This is a genomic window from Haloarcula sp. DT43 (genome assembly GCF_037078405.1).
Lineage (GTDB): Archaea > Halobacteriota > Halobacteria > Halobacteriales > Haloarculaceae > Haloarcula > Haloarcula brevis.
In genome coordinates, this window is record NZ_JAYMGZ010000003.1 from 1 (window position 1) to 14,759 (window position 14,759).

Annotated in this window: 16 protein-coding genes; 7 read left to right on the forward strand and 9 right to left on the reverse strand. The window is 62.7% G+C overall.

Annotation, left to right across the window (positions count from 1 at the left end; translation table 11 throughout):
- Positions 1–698: 698 nt before the first annotated feature.
- The 4 genes from VI123_RS11895 to VI123_RS11910 all read right to left on the reverse strand — a co-directional run bounded on the left by VI123_RS11895 (position 699) and on the right by VI123_RS11910 (position 4,577).
- Entirely contained in the window at positions 699–1,013 is a 315-nt protein-coding gene (locus VI123_RS11895; protein WP_336338276.1) for a hypothetical protein, read from the reverse strand.
- A gap of 745 nt (positions 1,014–1,758) precedes the next feature.
- The gene (gene phnE, locus VI123_RS11900; protein WP_336338277.1) at positions 1,759–2,754 is read right to left on the reverse strand and encodes a phosphonate ABC transporter, permease protein PhnE; all 996 of its coding nucleotides are present in this window, start codon (positions 2,752–2,754) and stop codon (positions 1,759–1,761) included.
- Positions 2,751–3,542, reverse strand: coding sequence for a phosphonate ABC transporter ATP-binding protein (phnC, locus tag VI123_RS11905; RefSeq protein ID WP_336338278.1), 792 nt, complete (start codon positions 3,540–3,542; stop codon positions 2,751–2,753). Before phnC ends, phnE begins: the two co-directional genes overlap by 4 nt.
- A 6-nt stretch (positions 3,543–3,548) precedes the next feature.
- Positions 3,549–4,577, reverse strand: a complete 1,029-nt coding sequence (locus tag VI123_RS11910; RefSeq protein WP_336338279.1) for a PhnD/SsuA/transferrin family substrate-binding protein — start codon at positions 4,575–4,577, stop codon at positions 3,549–3,551.
- Between the two features lie 376 nt (positions 4,578–4,953).
- On the opposite strand from VI123_RS11910, the gene VI123_RS11915 reads away from it, so the two are divergent.
- Together VI123_RS11915 and VI123_RS11920 are read left to right on the forward strand one after the other, a co-directional pair.
- Positions 4,954–5,166, forward strand: coding sequence for a hypothetical protein (locus VI123_RS11915; protein WP_336338280.1), 213 nt, complete (start codon positions 4,954–4,956; stop codon positions 5,164–5,166).
- A 60-nt stretch (positions 5,167–5,226) separates the two neighbouring features.
- Positions 5,227–5,490: an MTH865 family protein gene (locus VI123_RS11920; RefSeq protein WP_336338281.1), complete on the forward strand. Its 264-nt coding sequence runs from the start codon at positions 5,227–5,229 to the stop codon at positions 5,488–5,490.
- 121 nt (positions 5,491–5,611) lie between these two features.
- Here the strand turns inward: VI123_RS11920 and VI123_RS11925 are convergent, their stop codons facing one another.
- Positions 5,612–5,809 (reverse strand): heavy-metal-associated domain-containing protein, encoded by a 198-nt coding sequence (locus VI123_RS11925; protein WP_336338282.1) that lies wholly within the window; start codon positions 5,807–5,809, stop codon positions 5,612–5,614.
- A 489-nt stretch (positions 5,810–6,298) separates the two neighbouring features.
- Between VI123_RS11925 and VI123_RS11930 the strand changes: the two genes are divergently transcribed.
- The 4 genes from VI123_RS11930 (at position 6,299) to VI123_RS11945 (ending at position 10,521) form a co-directional block, all read left to right on the forward strand.
- Entirely contained in the window at positions 6,299–7,489 is a 1,191-nt protein-coding gene (locus VI123_RS11930) for an AGE family epimerase/isomerase (protein ID WP_336338283.1), read from the forward strand.
- 131 nt (positions 7,490–7,620) lie between these two features.
- On the forward strand, positions 7,621–8,409 hold the full coding sequence (locus tag VI123_RS11935; protein WP_336338284.1) for an SDR family NAD(P)-dependent oxidoreductase: 789 nt from the start codon (positions 7,621–7,623) through the stop codon (positions 8,407–8,409).
- 39 nt (positions 8,410–8,448) lie between these two features.
- Positions 8,449–9,450, forward strand: a complete 1,002-nt coding sequence (locus tag VI123_RS11940; protein WP_336338285.1) for a TIGR03560 family F420-dependent LLM class oxidoreductase — start codon at positions 8,449–8,451, stop codon at positions 9,448–9,450.
- Between the two features lie 45 nt (positions 9,451–9,495).
- Positions 9,496–10,521: an aldo/keto reductase gene (locus VI123_RS11945; RefSeq protein ID WP_336338286.1), complete on the forward strand. Its 1,026-nt coding sequence runs from the start codon at positions 9,496–9,498 to the stop codon at positions 10,519–10,521.
- Between the two features lie 15 nt (positions 10,522–10,536).
- Here VI123_RS11945 and VI123_RS11950 read toward each other — a convergent pair whose 3' ends face one another.
- Positions 10,537–10,881, reverse strand: a complete 345-nt coding sequence (locus VI123_RS11950) for an L-rhamnose mutarotase (protein WP_336338287.1) — start codon at positions 10,879–10,881, stop codon at positions 10,537–10,539.
- 77 nt (positions 10,882–10,958) lie between these two features.
- Here VI123_RS11950 and VI123_RS11955 point away from each other — a divergent pair, with 77 nt between their 5' ends.
- Positions 10,959–11,924: a mannonate dehydratase gene (locus VI123_RS11955; protein WP_336338288.1), complete on the forward strand. Its 966-nt coding sequence runs from the start codon at positions 10,959–10,961 to the stop codon at positions 11,922–11,924.
- A 2-nt stretch (positions 11,925–11,926) separates the two neighbouring features.
- Here VI123_RS11955 and VI123_RS11960 read toward each other — a convergent pair whose 3' ends face one another.
- From VI123_RS11960 to VI123_RS11970, 3 genes are all read right to left on the reverse strand, one after another.
- Positions 11,927–12,823 (reverse strand): SMP-30/gluconolactonase/LRE family protein, encoded by an 897-nt coding sequence (locus tag VI123_RS11960; RefSeq protein ID WP_336338289.1) that lies wholly within the window; start codon positions 12,821–12,823, stop codon positions 11,927–11,929.
- 102 nt (positions 12,824–12,925) lie between these two features.
- On the reverse strand, positions 12,926–13,753 hold the full coding sequence (locus VI123_RS11965) for an ATP-binding cassette domain-containing protein (RefSeq protein WP_336338290.1): 828 nt from the start codon (positions 13,751–13,753) through the stop codon (positions 12,926–12,928).
- The gene (locus tag VI123_RS11970) at positions 13,750–14,757 is read right to left on the reverse strand and encodes an ABC transporter permease (protein WP_336338291.1); all 1,008 of its coding nucleotides are present in this window, start codon (positions 14,755–14,757) and stop codon (positions 13,750–13,752) included. The genes VI123_RS11965 and VI123_RS11970 overlap by 4 nt, the downstream gene beginning before the upstream one ends.
- Positions 14,758–14,759 lie beyond the last annotated feature (2 nt).

Below are 14,759 nucleotides of genomic sequence, written 5' to 3' on the forward strand. Positions count from 1 at the left end.
CGGTTGACGAGGAAGTTAAGGAGCTGGTCTTCGTGGATTTCACTGTCTGCTTGCTGCTGGTGTTTGGACACATCTTCAGCAAGCAGACGTTCTAACTAACCGGCTTTGTGAGGTACTGATACTTCAACACGCTGTATGGACCACTCCGCTACTGAGAGATATCAAGTAGTTACTGAGGGTGCTGCTGCATAGAGCGCGAGCCCCGTAGTATGGTGCCCCTCGTCCCTTGCAGCACAATCGCGTAACATAGGAGTGGACGTGTTACTGGCATCACGTTGAAACATCCTTTTGTGGCGTGAGCAGGAACCTGTATCGCATGGTCCCCTCTGTTAGCGAGACACTATTTAATGAGCCGCAAGGGCGTCCAATTGCACTCTTTCAGTTCGGCCTGTCGCTCTCCTTCTTGTGTATGTTCGCGTATACCGCAAGCATCGGCGTCGCAGGCGATACTAGGTGGGTATTGTTTCTCGGCGTTGGAACCGCGCTGTCCGGAATCGCAGAATCCCTCCCGAAGAATCGGCGACAGACGGCGGGTTTACTCCGCTTCGCGGCAATTCTCGTCTTAGGTTCAGTTGCTGCTTCTTTCCTCGGTTTTAGATTTGTCAGTGGAGGATAACTGTCCGTGTTGTTGCTCTCTGTACAAGAGACCTGCGGGAAAACTGAAATTAGGCAAAAAGGAACTCGGCTGACCAGCAGCCCTACGTAGCGTCAGTTCCCCTGCTTACCAGGCGATACACACCGCTCAGTAACAGGATGACCCCCGCGAGCCCAACCACAATACCAAGTGGCTCCACGAAGGCACATATCCTGCATGGGTTTGATCCAGTGGCTATAGTGTATATAGTCCCGCTTTTTTCGACATAGGTAGCGTCCATTGTATCATCTGGATAGTCGAAATCTGGCGGTGACTGATTCACTGTGGCAATCCCATCAGCACGGAGTGCTTGGTCGAACACGTCTTGGCCCGCTGCTGAAAGGTTATTGTAACTGACTACCTCGTCATCCGGAGACACTTGCGATTCATTCGTCTCTGTGGTGTAAGCCCTGTTCGTCGGCTCCGAGGGAGCACCAATGAGTAAACCAGAGATAATAAGCAATGCTACTGCAAATATAATTAGCGCCCAACCAATGAATCGGTTTTTTGAATTCGGTCCCATTTTGCAGACTCTCTGAAATATATAAGGAGTGTTCTTTTTACTATCCTAGCCTGTCAGCAGAGTTAACAATCGCATCTTTTGTGCAGGGACTTATATCGGTTGTGACACCGGTAGCGGGTTCTTCTGGGTTGCCTGAGCAGTTGTCACAAGGTGGTGGTTGCCCGATGCGACAGCAGTTGTGTACCATGTTTGTGCCGGTGACACATGTCCTGATGAATTGATTGCGCCAAGAGAATGGTCCTCAGAGTGGTCTTGGGAACAGCCGTCTGATGGTGTATCTATATCACCCGGGGTGAGCGCGTGAATGGCATTGTGGATGACAGTGACCTCGAATTTGTCATCACCACCTGGATAGATTGGAGTACCGCCGAGTGCAGCATACGTATTGACCGCAGCGGTACCAGCCTCAGAGCTGTTACAGTCTGGGTGGGTTTGGAATGGATTTCCTTTTTCTTTGACCGGCCCGAGAGTGTATCGAAACCTCGGGGAGATAGAAGGTCCGTATCGACAATCGGTGCCTCTACTCCTGCAATCACAGTCCGAAACTCGGCTCGGATATCGGCGGGCCGGTGGTCGGTGATCTTGTCACGGCCCCACCTGTCTATTTGAGGAGCGAATCGGCCATCCGTTCCGGGAAGCCGACAGCTAACTGATAGAAGCTCAGTTGTTCTACGTCGTCGCCCTCACGGAGGTAGGACCGCGTTCTCTGACTGATCATTTCAACGGAGATGACGAGTATCACTATAAACAGAATCGTCGCCATCATATTGGTGAAATTGAAGGTTTGTTGCTCAATCGTGAGCGTCACTCCGAGACCCCCCGCTCCAATGATACCGAGACTGACCGCAGACCGGACGTTGTTCTCCAGAACGAACATCGCCCACGCGATGAACGGGCGGACCATCTGAGGAATCATTCCGAACGTGATTATCTGCGGCTTGCCTGCGCCAGTGCTTTTGATTCCTTCGATGGGTCCGTCATCTACCTCTTCAAGTTCGTCGGTGAGGAGACGGCCCAGTTCCCCGATAGTGTCTGTACCGAGCGCGAGGGTTGCCGTTACTGGAGTGATACCGCCCAAGGGAACGTATATCAGCGCCCAGACGAGCGCCGGAATCGACCGAATAATACTCATCACGCCCCGGAAGAGGAAGTTGAATGGAAACGGGATGACTCGCTCGTTTCCGAGGATACCGAACAGCAGTGCCAGCGGCGCACCCATAATCGTGCCCGCGAGCGCAATTGCGAGCGTGATTCCCGCTTCTCCGACCAGCCCCGCTTCGTTCACGAACTGATAGTAGCGGCCGAGGTCGACGAAGGGAAGTAGGTCGAAATACAGCTTCGGCGGGAAATACTGCGCGAGTGCCTCGACGAACTGTGGCCAATACACCACCCATTCCGTACTCCAGAACCCGGCCGCGTTCAATGACACGTACAGCAGTGCCGCAATACCAGCAAGTAGAGCTGATTGAGCCAGCCGACGAACTAGTCTGGCACGCTTCAGTTCGATGTGCCGTTGTTTGACGGCTGAATCGCCTCGACTACCGCCCAGTAATCGCTGAAGGAGCCTCTCGGTGAGGGAATCGGAATCTGTACTCATAATCTGGCACCCTTGTCGGCCGGTTTGGCCTGTGTAGATTCGTTCGAGTCGGTCCCTTCGCGCAGTTCTTCTGTCTGTATCTCACCGTAGATATCTTCGAGAATCGAGGGTGTGAGTTCCGCGCGCGAGCCAACAAACACCACCGTACCGTCTTTCAGGCCGATAAACTGCTCGCCGAACTCCCGGGCGATGTTGACCTGATGGAGGCTCGCCAGCGTCGTGAGGTCGCGCTTCTTGGCAGTCTCACGGAAGCACGCCATCACCGTCTCGGCACTGGCGGGGTCCAGACTGGCGACAGGCTCGTCGGCGAGGAGGAGCGCGGGCTGCTGGACCAGCGCGCGTGCGATTCCGACGCGCTGTTGCTGGCCCCCGCTCATTCGGTCTACTCTCTGGCCTGCCTCGTCGAGTAACCCGACCGTCTCCAGTGCCTCCAGTGCGAGTTCTCTGTCCTCTGTGGGCTGTCGGTTGAGCAGGCTCCGAACGAAGCCGGTTCGATTGAATGTCCCAGTCAGGGCGTTATCGTAGGCACTCAGCTCATCGACGAGATTGTGCTGCTGAAACACCATCCCGACGTCCGACCGCGAGTTGGTGATTTCCTGGCCGTCGAGATACACGCTCCCGGAGGTGGGTTCGGTCAACCCGTTGAGGATCCGCAGCAGCGTCGACTTGCCGGCCCCGGACTCGCCGAGCACGACAGCGAAGCTCCCGTCGGGAACCTCGAAGGAGACACCAGATAGGGCTGTCGTGTCCCCGTACTCTTTGGTCAAATCCTGCACATTCAGGCCCATATACAGCTACAGGTCCCCCAGATCGACGCCGAGCGTGTTGATAACGTCGAGGATGGGCTGGTAATCCTCGTTACTGCCCGGCGAAACCGCACTGATCGGGTTGTCTACGTCCCCGTCCGGCTCCCGCAGCGTCCCCTCGTCTATCGAGAGTATCGCCTCTTCGATGTCGGAGCGAAGCGGGTGTTCCCAGTTACTGCGAGCGATGATCGGTGAGAGAGGGAGCGACTGCGACGCTTCGACCAGTTCCAGTTCCGTCGAACTCGACCCGACGTCGTCGTCCCACCGGCCGGACTGTTCGCGGACCCGGTCCGGCCACTGGTCTTCCGAGATGTACTCCAAGAGCACAGCGATGTCACAGCCGACGGCGGCGAACTCGTCCCGGTTGAGGAAGTTCTCTATCGCGCCCGCCTGGCCGCTCGTCCACGTCCCGTCGTAATCGACCGGGTCGCCGTACGGGGCTTCTCCGGAATCGAGCCCGGCCTGGTTGAGCATATAGTTGGGGTACAGCGACCCGCTCGTCGAGAGCCGGTCGGCGAATACGATGCTCTCCCCTTCGAGGTCAGCGAGCTCCTCGATATCGGAGTCCGGGCGTGTCGCGATTCCGGAGAAGTACACCGACGCACCGCCTTCGTTGACGATACCGACGACGTCAATCTCCTCAGGATTGGCGAGCAACACGATGTCGCTGCGCGTCATCTCGGCTTGGTCGTTGATAAGCGACTGGCCGATTCCCGAGGTGCTATCGGCGAACTGGACGTCCAGGTCCAGCTCGTCGACCTCCGAACTGACGTACTCCGAAAACGGCTCCCACATCTCTTCGGTGTCTCCAGGCGTCTCACCGGGCGTTTCCAGGAACGTGACCGGTTCATAGTCGTTGCCCGTTGACCCCACAGTCGTGCCGGAATCGCTATCTGCTCCGTCAGTAGACCCGTCCCCGGAGCCGCCACTAGAACTGTCTGAACTACAGCCTGCAAGGCCTGCGGTGAGTCCTATACCAACGCCCTCCAGCACGCGACGGCGTGTCTTATCTGACATCACGTTTGGCCTATGGGAGTATTTAAAAGAAGTTGTATATTTTCTATAAATAAAAATACAGTCTGATATGTCGTGTAGTATAGCACAATAAAAATATATAAATGACAATATTCATGCACTGGCTCAGGAGAGAGGTGCTTTCAGTATAGTACAGCGGCGAAACGTACAACGGCGTTACCAGTAACAGAGTTGATCTAATACAGATATAAAGAAAAGTTAAACTTCTATTTGCCTGTAACAAAAATCGCTAGATGACGAGGACCTGCCGGTCGGTTTCTGCTAACACGTGCCCCAAGACTGTGCCCATGTGCTTCTGATGGGACTCTCCTTGATATCCCATCACGATTAGTCGTCCGATTTCCACTACAGCGCACACATGGCTGACACGACCCTCGCCACGATAGACGAGTTACTGGAAGGGGCCTTCGACGACGTGGACGACCCCGACGTACGATACAAACTCAGGAGCGCACGACAGCTCCTCCAGGTGATTCAACAGCAACAGGACATCGTCGACGAGGCCATCGACGCCGCCGTCGAGGACGAGGAGATACTGCGCAATCTTCGGGACCTGGGCTACACCGAGTAACGCGCGCCTCGCTCGCCGGGCAGAACAAGCCTTTTTCTCCCGCTCGACCAACGTCTTGTTATGACAGCCGACACCGCTGCGCAACTCAGAGCGGAACTGGAAGCGGTCTTCAACAGCGCGGACTATCCCGTTACGGAACCGATGGAACTGGTCCCGGTCCTGCCGGACGGCCCGGGCACGACCTTCGAGGCGGGCGACGTGAGCGTCGGCGTGATGGACTTCGGCGCGGAGTACGCCGAGTACCAGGACTACCCCTACGAGTCGGCCGAGGCCCTCATCGACGACCTGATGACTGGCTTCCGGGAAGCGGGACTGTTCGACTGACAGAACTCCCGAGCCACTGGTCCCGGCGCTGGCTACCGGACACCGGCGTCGCCCGGAGCGTACAGCTACCTACTTGCAAAAACGTCGAATCCGCAGTGACCGCAACGCTGACCGATGCCGTCTACGGTGCCGCGTCGTAGCCCGCGTCTTCCACGGCGGCGACGAGGTCCTCCTGGCTGGCGTCGCCGTCGACGGTCACCTGTTCGGCGTCCCGGTCGGCGTCGGCGCTCCGGACGCCGTCCAGGGCCTCGATGGCCTCCTCGACGCTCTGCTCACAGTGACCGCAGCTCATCCCTTCGACGGTCAACGTCGTTGACATAGCGGTTCGAAAGAGGAGCGTGCGGACCTTTTCGCTTACGGCTCCGGAACTGCCGCACCGAACGGTACTCACACCTGGGCAGGGTCGTTCGGGCGGACCGAGGGGGTATTTCGCACTATCAGAAGCGGGGGACGCTCCGTTTTTACTTCGGAACGGCACCCATCTCTCGAAATCTTGTCCCAATAGTGTGCGCTTCGACGATATCTGCGTGTAATTCGTGAGTGATTGGGGTATATTTCCGAAAATAAGTGCAACAGTCGTACTAACGCGGATAAATAATCTCGATATGTATCTCGAACCAGAAAAGACACCCATACTTTCCCGAAGCGTCTAATATACATTTGCGAATCACATGAACGAAACGCTATTCTGATATACTCTCTCACCGAAGCTTGGTTTACCAATGCTCTCGTCCATTGGTGCTTACCCGCCAGAGCAGCGTCCAGGACACCCAGAACATTATTGCCGTACCGGACAGTGAGGCGGTGTATGGACCCCGACTCGAAGTACCGGTCGGCCGAATGGTTGCGCGGTCAGATTCGCGACGTCCTGAACTTCTACTACCCGCAGTGTCTCGACGAGGACGCGGGCGGGTACGTCGCGCAGTTCGACGAGGAGACGGGCGAGGTGTACGACCGCTCCGCGAAACACCTGGTCGCCACGTCGAGGTTCGTCGTCAACTACTGCGTCGCGTCGACGCTGCACGGCCCGGACTGGTGTCGGTCCGCCGCGGAACACGGCCTCCGGTTCCTGCAAACCTCCCACCGTGACGCTGCCCGTGGCGGCTATCACTGGCTCCTCGACGGCCGGGAACCGCGCGACTCGAAACGCGTCTGCTACGGTCACGCGTTCGCGTTCCTGGCGCTCGCCCGCGCCGCCGAGGCCGACATCGCCGGCGTCGGCGACGACATGAAGCGACTATACCGGCTCCTGACCGACCGCTTCTGGGAGCCGGAGCACGGCCTCTGTAAGAGCGAGTACGACCCCGACTGGACGGAGGCCGCCGACTATCGCGGCCAGAACGCGAACATGCACATGTGTGAGGCGCTGATAGCGGCCTACGAGGCGACCGGCGACCGGCGGTATCTGGAGCGAGCCGAAACCATCGCCGAGGCACTCACGGTCGAGTTGGCGGCGGAGACGGACGGACTCGTCTGGGAACACTACGCCAGCGACTGGGAGCACGATTTCGACTACAACCGGAACGACCCGAGACACACGTTCCGGCCGTGGGGATACCAACCGGGCCACCAAATCGAATGGGCGAAACTGCTGGCGGTCCTCGCCCGACACAGTGACGAGGCGTGGCTCGGTACCAGGGCCGAAGAACTGTTCGAGGCGGCCATCGCCTGTGGCTGGGATGACGACGACGGCGGCTTCTACTACACCGTCGATTTGGACCTGGAACCGCTGGTCCGGGACAAGTACTCCTGGGCGGTCGCGGAGGCAATCGGTGCCGCGGCGGCCCTCTACGACGTAACCGGGGACACGGCGTACCGGACGTGGTACGACACGTTCTGGCAGTACGCCGACGCTAATCTCGTCAATCAGGACCTGCGTAACTGGTACACCAAAGTGACGGAGGCGAACGACCCGGTTCCCACGCAGTCGGGCGTCGCCGTCGAGCCCGGCTACCATCCCATCGGTGCCTGCCTCGAAGGCATCCGTTCATTCGCCTGATTGCCGTCCTGCAGTCTCTACCGGCGTTCTCGCCTCGCTCCCGACGTCCTACCTGTCGTACGTCCCGGCGGGACGACGACGACGGGGCGTTCTTCGGACACCGTTAAGTCCTTGGCTGTGAACCTCTAGCTATGTCTGGCAAGCGACACGCGGACCGGACAGTCGTCGTCACCGGCGCAGCGAGTGGCATCGGGCGCGGCATCGCGCGGCGGTTCGGGGAAGAGGGCGCGAGCGTCGTCGTCGCCGACGTCCGGCGGGAGCCCAAACAGGGAGCCCGGTACGACAGCGACGTGACGACCCCGACGGACGTCGTCGTCACCGAGGAGATGGCCGGCGAGGCCACGTACGTCGAAACCGACGTGGGCGACCCCGACAGCGTCGCCGCGATGGTGGACACGGCGGTCGAGACCTACGGCGGCGTCGACGTTCTCGTCAACAACGCCGGCATCCAGATAGCGGGGGACTCCCAGTCGACGACCGTCGAGGAGTGGCACCGCTCCATCGACGTGGACCTGAGCGGGGCGTTCTACTGCGCGAAGTTCGCCGTGCCACACCTCGTCGAACGCCGGGGGCAGATACTCAACATCGGCTCCGTGCGGGGCTTCGAAGGCGGCGGCGGCCCGCCATACGCGGCGGCGAAAGCCGGCGTCGTCAACATGACTCGTGACCTCGCGGTCGAACTGGGGTCGGACGGCGTCCGGGTCAACTGCATCAACCCCGGCTACATCGAGACGCCGCTGCAGGACATCAACACCGACGAGGACGTGGCCAAAGCGGCGGACCACACACTGTTGCCCCGGTTCGGGACGCCCGAGGACGTCGGCGACGCCGCGGTGTTCCTGGCCAGCGACGAGGCGTCGTTCATCACCGGCGCGAACCTCGCGGTCGACGGCGGCTGGCTCGCACACAGCGGCCTGTGAACCCCCAACAGTTATTCTCGCTCCGGTGCCAGTAGGCGTATGCAGTTCGACTGGATGGTCCAGTGCTACGCGGGCGCTGGCGTTCACCGGGACACACCGATGCTCGACAGTCTCGACCGGGAGACGATCCTCCGGGGCGTGGACACCGCGGTCGACACCGGCCTCGAAGGCCTGTGGGCACCCGACCACTTCATGCTCGGTCCGAAGGCCGAGGAGTTCGAGGTCTGGACGCTGTTGAGCGCGCTCGCCGAGCGGACCGACGACGTCGACCTCGGGCCGCTGGTCGGCTCGATTACGTACCGGAACCCCGCGCTGCTGGCGAAGATGGCGACGACCGTCGACGTGCTCTCCGAGGGGCGGGTCCGGCTCGGCCTCGGGGCCGGCTGGCACGAGGAAGAGCACCGCGCCTACGGCTTCGACTTCCCCGACGTCGGCACCCGAATCGAGATGCTCGACGAGGGGCTCCAGGTCGTCAAGGCGATGTTCACCGAGGACAGCCCGACCTTCGACGGGGAGCACTACAGCATCGACGGGGCGCTGAACGAGCCGAAACCGGTCAGCAAGCCCCACCCGCCGATTGTCGTGGGCGGCGCGGGGCCGAAGATGCTCCGGCTCGCCGCCCGCCACGCCGACGAGTGGAACGTCGAAATCAGCGGCCGGGCCCGCGGCCGCCCCATCGAGTTCAAGGCCCGGAAGTTCGACGAGTACCTCGAAAACGAGGGGCGGGACCCGGACTCCGTCGAGCGGTCGTGGCTCGCACACGCGCTCGTCCGGGAGGACGAGGCGGCCGTCGACGCGGCCGTCGATGACATCTTCCCGCTCCCGTGGGGCGAGGAGTCGGACATGGACGACGAACTGAGCGACGCCGCCGAGGCCCGGGAGAAAGGCGACATGCTCATCGGGACGCCCGCACAGGTCGCCGAGCAGATAGAGCGCATCCGCGACCTCGGGTTCGAGAAACTCCAGCTGATGTTTCTGGACTTCCCCGACCACCGCGGGATGGAACTGTTCGGCGACGAGGTCGCCCCGGAGTTCAGGTAGGTCGAGGGAAAACCGTTTTACAGGGCCAGCCGAACACTTGGTGTCATGGAGTACCGACAACTCGGCAGCACGGGGACCCGCGTCTCCGAGCTCTGCCTCGGGACGTGGCGTTTCGGCAAGGAGACGAACGGCGTGGTCGAGACCGGCCGCGAGGAGGCCCACGACCTGCTGGACGCGGCGTGGGACCGCGGCGTCAACTTCATCGACACCGCCAACGTCTACGGCACCCCACACGGCACGAGCGAGGAGTATATCGGCGAGTGGCTGGAGGACTACGACCGCGAGGACTTCGTTATCGCCTCGAAGGTGTATTTCCCCTTCGACGGCCGCGGCGAACCCGGTCCGAACGATTCGGGCCTGGGCCGCAAGCACATCCGCGCGCAGGTGGAGGGGACGCTGGACCGCCTCGACACGGACTATCTCGACCTCTACTACATCCACCGCTGGGACGAGCACAGCGATATCGAGGAGACGCTGGCAACCCTAAACGACCTCGTCCGCGCGGGGAAGGTCCACCACCTCGGGGCCTCGACGATGGCCGCCTGGCAACTGACCAAGGCCCTCTGGCAGAGCGATGTCGAGGACTACGAGCGCTTCGAGGTGACACAGCCGCTCCACCACGCCGGCTACTACGAGGACGTGAAGGACTATCTCGACGTGTGTGCCGACCAAGACCTCGCGGTCTGCCCGTACTCGCCGCTCGCCGGCGGCTTCCTCACCGGGAAGTACGAACGCGCCGACCCGGACGACCCCGAAGCCGTCGAGGCTCCGGACGGGTCCCGGGGGAGCTTCGACGACTTCTTCGACGACTACTACCTCTCGGAGCGGGGCTGGCACGTCCTCGACGAGGTGCGGGCCGTCGCCGACGACCTCGGCGCGACGCCCGCCCAGGTCGCCCTGCGCTGGCTGATGGACTGGGACGAGTTCACCTGCGTCCCAATCGTCGGGGCCCGTACGGTCGACCAGCTCGACGAGAACGTCGCCGCGACGGAAGTCGCCCTCTCGGACGCGCAGTGGGACCGCATCATGGACGCCAGATACGACCCGGAGGGCGACCTCTGGGGCCACTGACGTGGCCGTGCCGGCTCACTCGGCGTCGGGCTCGAACCACCAGACCCGTTCCATGAACGGGATGCCGGCCTCGGGGTCGGCGTCCGCGTCGACGCCCGACCGCTTGAACTGGCCGGTGTAGCGCTCCCACTCCGCGACGGCCTCGTCGCCGTTGACGGCGTCGAGGTAGGCGTCCAGGTCCGCACACTCCAAGATGCAGACCGCGACGTCCTCGCGGACGTACAGTTCGAACGTCTCGACGCCGCCCCGCTCCATCGCGGCGGTCACGCCCTCGGGGACCTCGTCGTGGGCGTCGACGTACGCCTCCCGCTGGTCGGGGTCGAGTCGCTGGACGTAGACGGCTCGCTCGGTGTCTCCCATACCGGCTCCACTCGGGGCTGGCAAATCAGCGTTACGGGGGCGGTGGGTATTAGTGGCCGCCCCGCGAGTCGGCTGGTATGGTTTCGCCCGCACTCGTGTTGCCACACGAACCCGACGAACGCTGGCACCTCGCCCGACAGCTGGGCGTCGAGGACGCCGTCATTCATCCGCTGGAAATCGGCAACGGCCGCACGCAGTGGACGTACGACGACTTGCAGGGGCTCTCGAACTGGCTGTCGGAGGTCGGACTGAACTTCTCCGTCCTCGAAGGGTCGGTCCCCATCTCGGACCGGGTCCGCCTCGGTCGGGAGGGTCGGGACGCGGACATCGAGGTGTTCAAGCAGTTCCTCCGGAACTGCGGCGAAGTCGGGATTCCGGTCGTCTGCTACGACTGGATGGCGGGCGTCCGCTGGGCGCGGACCGGCGCCCACGTCGAGGCTCGCGGTGGCTCCTACGTCACCGAGTTCGACGTCGACAAGACCCGCGGCGGGCCCGAGACGCTGCCGGACGCGACCCACGAGGACCTCTGGGAGGGACTGGAGTACTTCCTGCGGGAGGTCGTCCCCGTCGCGGAAGCGGCGGGAGTGAAACTCGGGCTCCACCCCGACGACCCGCCGCGGGCCTCGCTCCGGGACGTCCCCCGCATCGTCACGAGCGTCGAGAACTACGAGCGCGTCCTCGACATCTACGACAGCGAGTACAACGGCGTCACGTTCTGTCAGGGCAACTTCGCCGCGATGGGCGCGGACGTCCCTGCGGCTATCGAGCGGTTCGGCGACCGCATCAACTTCGTCCACTTCCGCGACGTCGAGGGCGACGCCGACCGGTTCGTCGAGACCTGGCACGACGACGGCCCGACGGACATGCTCGCCGCGATGCGGGCCTACGAGCGCCACGTCGACGACGACGTGGTGATGCGGCCCGACCACGTCCCGACGATGGCCGGCGAGGACAACTCAAACCCCGGCTACCACACGAACGGGCGGCTGTTCGCCATCGGCTACATGCGCGGCCTGCGGGAGCAGGTCCGGACCGACGGCTGAGTTCAGACCTCGACGGCGGACCGGAACTCGGGCCGTCCGGTCACGCCGAGGTCCACCCGGTAGAGGCTCCCCGCGCCCGGTCCGTCGACTTCGCGGCTCTCGACGCAGGCCGTCGTCGCGTAGGCTGTGTCGTAGTCCTCACCGGCGAAGGTCAGCGACGACACCTTCCGGGGGTCGAATGCGACCTTGCGCTCGTGGGTCCCGTCAGGCGCGAACCGGTGGAGCGCGCCACCGTCCCAGAACGCCGACCAGACGTGGCCCTCGCTGTCGACGGTCAGCCCGTCGGGATACCCCTCAATGTCGCTCGCGTCGTAGAACACTTCGGGGTCGGAGAGCCGGCCGCTCGCGCGGTCGTAATCGTACCGGTAGACGTAGCCGGGCTCGGCCGGGTCGACTTCGCAGGTGTCGGTGAAATACAGCTGTGACCGGTCGGGCGTGAACCCCATCCCGTTCGGGAGCACGCAGGACTCCCGGACGAGCGTGAACGTCCCGTCGGTGTCCAGCCGGTAGAGCTGTCCGGGCAGGTCCCGCTCCGTGTCCGGCATCACGCCGGCGAAGACCCGGCCCTCGGGGTCCGCGATGACGTCGTTGAACCGCTCGTGGAAGCGGTCGGGGTCCGGGGCGACGACGGACTCGGTCGTCCAGTCCTCGCGGGAGAGCCGCCGGACCGCCCCGGCCTCCTGGAACAACAGCAGCGAGCCGTCCCGCTGGATGGTGAAGCCGCCGATACGCTCGTTGTCGTCCCTGTAGACACACTCGTAGTCGTCGGCCGCCGGGTCGTAGCGGTAGACCCGCCCTTTCGGGATGTCAGTCCAGTAGAGACGCTCGTCCTCGGGGTGCCACAGCGGCCCTTCGCCGGTTTCACACTCGATGTCGACGACCTGTGTTGGCGTGTCCATACCGCGACCACGACCGCCGGGGCCGAAAAACCGGGGGTCTGTGTCGCGCCGCCGCTCGCGCACCTCCCGTTCGGAGGCGGCGGGGACCGCCCCGCCGTCGGGCTAGTCGTCGAGGCGACCGCTTGCCAGCGTCCCAGTCGTCATCAACTCGTTCAGCTCCTCCAGGCTGGTCTCCGCTGGCTGCTTGATGTCGACGAGCTGTCCCTGGAACAGCACGCCGATGCGGTCCGCGTGCCGAAGCACCGACTCGATGTTGTGGCTGACGATGACGATGGTGATGCCCCGGTCGGCCAGCGTGTCGATGGTGTCCTGGACGAGCCGGGTCGCGTCCACCGAGAGGGCGCTCGTGGGTTCATCGAGGATGATGACGTCCGGGTCGAAGGCAAGCGCCCGGCCGATGGCGACCAGCTGTCGCTGGCCCCCGGAGAGGAACTCCACCTCGGTCTTGATGTCCAGGTCCCGGCCGAGCTGGTCCATCATTATCTGTTCGGCCCGCTCGTAGGTTTCGCTCCAGTCGATGACGCTGAATGGGCCGAACCCGGTCTGTGGGAACTGGCCCATGAAGATGTTGGTGGCGATGTCGAGGTCGTTCATCAGCGCGAGGTCCTGATAGACCGTCTCGATGCCGTTGTCGCGCGCCTCGGAGGGGTTACTGAAGTTCACCGGCTGGCCGTCCTTGTATATCTGGCCCTTCGTTGGCTCGTGGACGCCGCTGAGCATGTTCATCAGCGTCGACTTGCCGGCTCCGTTGTCGCCGACGAGCGCGAACACCTCCGCGGGCTGTATCTCCAGGGAAACGTCCTCGACGGCGACGATGCGGCCGAACTGCTTCGTGAGGTTCTCCGCGCGGAGCTTCGGCGTGCCGGCCGAGTCGGTGTCTGCGCTCTCGGCGTGGCGCTGTTCCGCCGCGCCGCTCTCGTCGACGCTCATACCGCACCACTCGCGAGGATGCGAGCGCGAATCTTGCTCTGGGTGCTGTACAGCAGAATCGCCAGCAGCAGGACGATGCCGTTTATCATCTGAATCTGTGTCGCGTCGATGACCGGACTGTTGTTCAGCGCCGACTGGACGACCTGGATGAGGATGACGCCACCGAGCGCGCCGGTAATCTTCCCCCGGCCGCCGAAGAGGCTGATGCCGCCGATGACCGCGCCGGCGAACGCCTGGAACACCAGCCCCTCACCGATGAGCGGCGGGACGACGCCGACGAACCCGGTCAGCATCAGCCCGGCGATTGCCGACAGCACGCCGCTGATAGTGTAGATGAGGATGATGAGCCGCTCGGTGTCGATGCCGACCTCGCGGGCGGAGTGCTCCGAGCTCCCGAGCGCGTACACCGCCTGTCCGAAGGAGGTGTACCGCAACACCAGGCCCGCGACGAGAAACGCCACCAGCATCAGCCCGATAGCGAACCGGGGCGTCCCGCCGACCTGCGTATACACGAGCGGGAGGCCCGTGACCGGCTGGGTCTGCATCGCCGTCTTCGCACCCTCGAAGATGATGAGAAACGCCAGCGTCTGCAGGAACGGGTTCAGCCCGACCTTCGCTATCATCACGCCGTTGACGAGGCCGATGACCGACCCGACGAGCAGGATGACGGCGAAGCCTATCCATGGGCTGGTGGTCAGCGACCAGCAACTCGGGCAGGTCCCGAGTATCATCCCGGTGAACATCGCCGAGAAGCCGGCGATGGAGCCGATAGAGAGGTCGAAGTGTCCCGACAGGAGACAGAGGCTCTCGGCCAGGACGAGCAGCCCGATGGGGACGGCCCCCCACAGGATTAGCTGGGCCGACCTGAACGTCTGGGGTACGAACGCCAGCACCCCGAGCAGGACGAGGGCCAGAATCGGCCATATCATGTTGTCTAACAGCGTCAGCATCACGTCGTCCCGGTCCCCGACAGTCCGGCCGATGAATCCTTGGTCCGTTGCCATTA

Coding starts and splice junctions, on each gene's coding strand:
- VI123_RS11920 (WP_336338281.1), top strand. CDS start 5,227: ATGACAGCCGACACCGCTGCGCAACTCAGAGCGGAACTGGAAGCGGTC.
- VI123_RS11960 (WP_336338289.1), bottom strand. CDS start 12,823: ATGGACACGCCAACACAGGTCGTCGACATCGAGTGTGAAACCGGCGAA.
- VI123_RS11955 (WP_336338288.1), top strand. CDS start 10,959: ATGGTTTCGCCCGCACTCGTGTTGCCACACGAACCCGACGAACGCTGG.
- phnE (WP_336338277.1), bottom strand. CDS start 2,754: ATGAGTACAGATTCCGATTCCCTCACCGAGAGGCTCCTTCAGCGATTA.
- VI123_RS11915 (WP_336338280.1), top strand. CDS start 4,954: ATGGCTGACACGACCCTCGCCACGATAGACGAGTTACTGGAAGGGGCC.
- VI123_RS11950 (WP_336338287.1), bottom strand. CDS start 10,881: ATGGGAGACACCGAGCGAGCCGTCTACGTCCAGCGACTCGACCCCGAC.
- VI123_RS11935 (WP_336338284.1), top strand. CDS start 7,621: ATGTCTGGCAAGCGACACGCGGACCGGACAGTCGTCGTCACCGGCGCA.
- phnC (WP_336338278.1), bottom strand. CDS start 3,542: ATGGGCCTGAATGTGCAGGATTTGACCAAAGAGTACGGGGACACGACA.
- VI123_RS11940 (WP_336338285.1), top strand. CDS start 8,449: ATGCAGTTCGACTGGATGGTCCAGTGCTACGCGGGCGCTGGCGTTCAC.
- VI123_RS11970 (WP_336338291.1), bottom strand. CDS start 14,757: ATGGCAACGGACCAAGGATTCATCGGCCGGACTGTCGGGGACCGGGAC.
- VI123_RS11965 (WP_336338290.1), bottom strand. CDS start 13,753: ATGAGCGTCGACGAGAGCGGCGCGGCGGAACAGCGCCACGCCGAGAGC.
- VI123_RS11925 (WP_336338282.1), bottom strand. CDS start 5,809: ATGTCAACGACGTTGACCGTCGAAGGGATGAGCTGCGGTCACTGTGAG.
- VI123_RS11930 (WP_336338283.1), top strand. CDS start 6,299: ATGGACCCCGACTCGAAGTACCGGTCGGCCGAATGGTTGCGCGGTCAG.
- VI123_RS11910 (WP_336338279.1), bottom strand. CDS start 4,577: ATGTCAGATAAGACACGCCGTCGCGTGCTGGAGGGCGTTGGTATAGGA.
- VI123_RS11945 (WP_336338286.1), top strand. CDS start 9,496: ATGGAGTACCGACAACTCGGCAGCACGGGGACCCGCGTCTCCGAGCTC.